Below are 3,390 nucleotides of genomic sequence, written 5' to 3'. Positions count from 1 at the left end.
GCACGGGGATGAGGGACTCCTAATACTCAGGATAATCGATGTTAACGGGCCAAAGGGGAGCTAGTAATGGTAATTAATCCTTAAGATTTTCCCCGGTCGGTTGAGCCAAGGGGTGGGTATCTAGGCCTAATGATAGATGGGCAAGTCGATCGAAAACAGTTTAATCACCCCGGATTTACTGCTCTGGGTCATTAGTTTTTTGCCAACTACAACCACAAGTATATTTTCTCTATTCCTTGCTAGGTATAGCTTAAACAGTTTTATGGACTTACTTTCTCCCCCCTGTTTTCCTCGCACCCGACCAAAAATTGCCAGAGTATTGACCAAAAATTTCCTCTCCCCCACAAGGTTTACACTTACTACCTAGTCCGGGGTCTTCTTAGCACGATTGTCATCACCGAACCATCAGTTTTAAAAAATTTATTATTCCCCTCTAGACATTTTTGGCAAGATTTTTGGTATGATCAATTTGTCAGTGTAAACTTAATTGACAGTCAGTCAAAAATCAAGGAACATTAAAAAGTACCATGAGTGACATCTCTCCTACTCCCCTAACCGGGAAAGCTCTACTACAAAAAGTCAAAGAGTTATCCCACTTACCCCGTCGCGAAACGGCAAAACGTTGTGGTTACTACTCTCAAAGTAAAGATGGCCAAGTTCGGGTCAATTTAACCGACTTTTACGATGCTGTTTTGGGTGCAAAAGGGGTTCCTCTCGATCCCGAAGGCACTAAAGATGGCCGTGGCCGCGAACCCACTTTCCGGGTTAGTGTCCACAAAAATGGTCAAATCGTCATCGGTTCCACCTATACCGAACAAATGAACTTGCAGCCCGGCGATGAGTTTGAAATCAAACTTGGCTACAAGCACATCCACCTCAAACAAACGGAATCAGAAGAATCGGTAGAAGCTTAAATAGGTTACGGAGTAGGGATAAGGAAAAAAAATCGGCAGTCAAAAGGGCTAGTTTTGACAAGACCGACCAAAAAGACAATATAGATTCTTACCCCTAATTCTAACCCCTGACCGCCTCTTTTATCAACTTGAGGGGTTTTCCTTAAGCACTTTTTCTTCTTTTTCGCAACCCCCTAGGGATGGATTTTTGTTGGAGCTAGGCTTTACCAGAGCAAAGTTCCACAGTTGTCCTATGCCTAGGGGGTTGGTTTTATGGGTGTTAGGAGACAGGAGACTCCGAGTTAGTATTCAGGAGATTATTTTTGTTTATTCTTCCCACACCCCACACCCTACACCCCACACCCCACACCCCACACCCCTAATTGACAATGGAGATTACCGCCTTAATAAAAATTATTATTTTCCTGTTAGCCTGGTTAATTCTCTGGCTGCCCATTGCCATTGGTTTAGGGAGTCGTTTGGGATGGCAACCGCTGCAAGGGACAAAACCTGACCAAAAATTGCCCATGGTGGCCTCTCTTTACGTCTTGGCTCCCTTAGTTATCTGGGGATTATTGAAGATAGAGGGGAGCAGCCTCGATAATTACGGATTAATTTGGTCATTTTCCCTATTTATCTCCCTAACTAAAGGATTAATCCTGGCAGTGGTGGGATTAGGGATAATTTTTTTCCTAGAGGGGATTTTGGCCTGGGTACATTGGCAGCCCAAAAATCTAACTCGTGCTTTTTCCTTGAGTTTACCCCTGTTGATAGTGGCCCTCTGGGTGGGTATTACCGAGGAATTAATCTTTAGGGGCATCTTTTTGAGCCAATTAAGCCAAGAATACGGTTTTTGGGTGGCGGGAGCCATTTCTAGCCTAATTTTTGCCCTGCTGCATCTGCTTTGGGAACGTCAGCAAACGCTGCCGCAACTACCCGGTTTATTTCTGATGGGCATGGTTCTGGTCTGGGCGCGGGCGATCGATCATGGTAGTTTAGGATTAGCTTGGGGACTTCATAGCGGTTGGGTGTGGGGATTAGCGTTGCTAGACAGTGCCGAATTGATGTCTTACAGCGATTCTGGGTTAGCTTGGGTTAAAGGTATCTATAACCAACCTTTAGCGGGTTTAGCCGGCATTCTTTGCCTCTTGGGGACAGCTTGGGGGTTAAACTTGTTTCAGTAGCCAAAAGCCGGTAAAAGTGCGACCAGAATCATCCGGTTGTATGAGGAGAAAGTGCAAACCTTGGCTTTCCTGTTTGGTTGCCTGATAAACATTGGCTGCCAGGGCCACTTCTTCATCCTCGTAGGTTAGGAAAATCCAACGTTCATTTAGGCCCGATTCCAAGACTAAACCGCCCGATCGCCCCCTTTCTGTGGGAATATGATCGATAAATACTGGGTTAATTTCCTCCAACCAACGAGCGATGGCCAGAGATTTTTTACCACCGGTAATAACCACACCGGGGATCATTAGAGTGGAGGCTAAACCTAGTTTTAAAGGGTAAAAGGCCTCTGGTAGGGAAAGAATCGGTATTCGGCGATCGCCAAAAAAATTAACTAAATCAACGGCGGGAAAACGAGCAAAACGCCACTCTTGACCTAAAAATTGGTCGGGTAGGGGTTGTGGTGGAGGAGAGTCGATATTTATGGGGATTTGCCGCAATTCTAGCTGTTTTTTCAGGGCATTAACGTGACGGGTTAACTCGACTTTGATCTGTAAATTTTGACCAGCGAGGAGAAATAAATTGGCGCATTGGGGGCGAAAAACTTGGATAATTTCTGGGGAGGAGACTTGACAAGCTTGCTGTAACTGTTGGGTTAACCAGTCGCTATTAGCTTGGGATTGGGGACAGGAATTTTCATAAATAAGATGACCGAGAGGATCGAAAATTAACAATTGCCAGACTGTCTCAGGAGGAGGAGAAGATGAAGATTTATAAAAATCCGCTTGCCAAATAGTCATAATTCAGTAAAAAGTCACCAGTAAAAAGTCAAAAAATGGTCAGGAGTAGAGGTCAACTAAAAATTTTACCTTACCAAGACTTTTAAAATCTAGGAGCGAGACAAAAAAGGCTATATACTAGGGAAAGCTATAGCAAAAAATGTCGAGACAATGGAAGAAAATTGGCTAGAAATTGGGACAATAGTAGCACCCCAGGGACTGGAGGGAGAATTGCGAGTTTTATCGGTATCAGATTTTCCCGAACGTTTTCAGAAGCGAGGTATTAGGGGAATACAAGGGGCCCAGGGGGGAGAAATCCAAGAAATTACTCTGCTCAGGGGACGTGAGCTACCGGGAAAAAATGTTTATGTTATCAAGTTAGAGGGGGTTGAAAATCGGGAACAAGCCGAAGCTTTGCGCGGATATAAATTATGGGCGAATAAACTAGAAAAACCTCGCCTAAAAGCGGATGAATATCATGTTAGTGAGCTAGTAAACTTAGAGGTTTATCATCACCTGACAGGAGAAAAAATCGGGGTTGTAGTAGATATTTT

The 3,390-nt window shown here is 44.2% G+C and carries 4 protein-coding genes; 3 read left to right on the top strand and 1 reads right to left on the bottom strand.

Features of this window, described 5'->3' with window-relative positions; translation table 11 throughout:
• Positions 1–527 precede the first annotated feature (527 nt).
• A complete protein-coding gene (locus PX484_RS09635; protein WP_002765913.1) occupies positions 528–914 on the top strand; it encodes an AbrB family transcriptional regulator in 387 nt (128 codons plus the stop codon).
• A 368-nt stretch (positions 915–1,282) separates the two neighbouring features.
• Complete coding sequence (locus PX484_RS09630) at positions 1,283–2,077, top strand: CPBP family intramembrane glutamic endopeptidase (protein ID WP_288103636.1); 795 nt, start codon at positions 1,283–1,285, stop codon at positions 2,075–2,077.
• On the opposite strand, the gene PX484_RS09625 is transcribed toward PX484_RS09630, so the two are convergent.
• Positions 2,060–2,857, bottom strand: a complete 798-nt coding sequence (locus PX484_RS09625) for a Tab2/Atab2 family RNA-binding protein (protein ID WP_287766767.1) — start codon at positions 2,855–2,857, stop codon at positions 2,060–2,062. The two genes, PX484_RS09630 and PX484_RS09625, sit on opposite strands and share 18 nt — an antisense overlap.
• Positions 2,858–3,007: 150 nt before the next feature.
• On the opposite strand from PX484_RS09625, the gene rimM reads away from it, so the two are divergent.
• Positions 3,008–3,390: ribosome maturation factor RimM (rimM, locus tag PX484_RS09620; protein ID WP_288103634.1), on the top strand; the 383-nt coding region annotated here is incomplete at its 3' end.

The sequence above is a fragment of the Microcystis sp. M49636_WE2 genome, from assembly GCF_030065375.1.
In the GTDB taxonomy this organism is placed as follows: Bacteria; Cyanobacteriota; Cyanobacteriia; order Cyanobacteriales; family Microcystaceae; genus Microcystis; species Microcystis aeruginosa_C.
The sequence above is the reverse complement of the archived record's forward strand: the minus strand, read 5'-3'. Positions and strand labels throughout refer to the sequence as shown.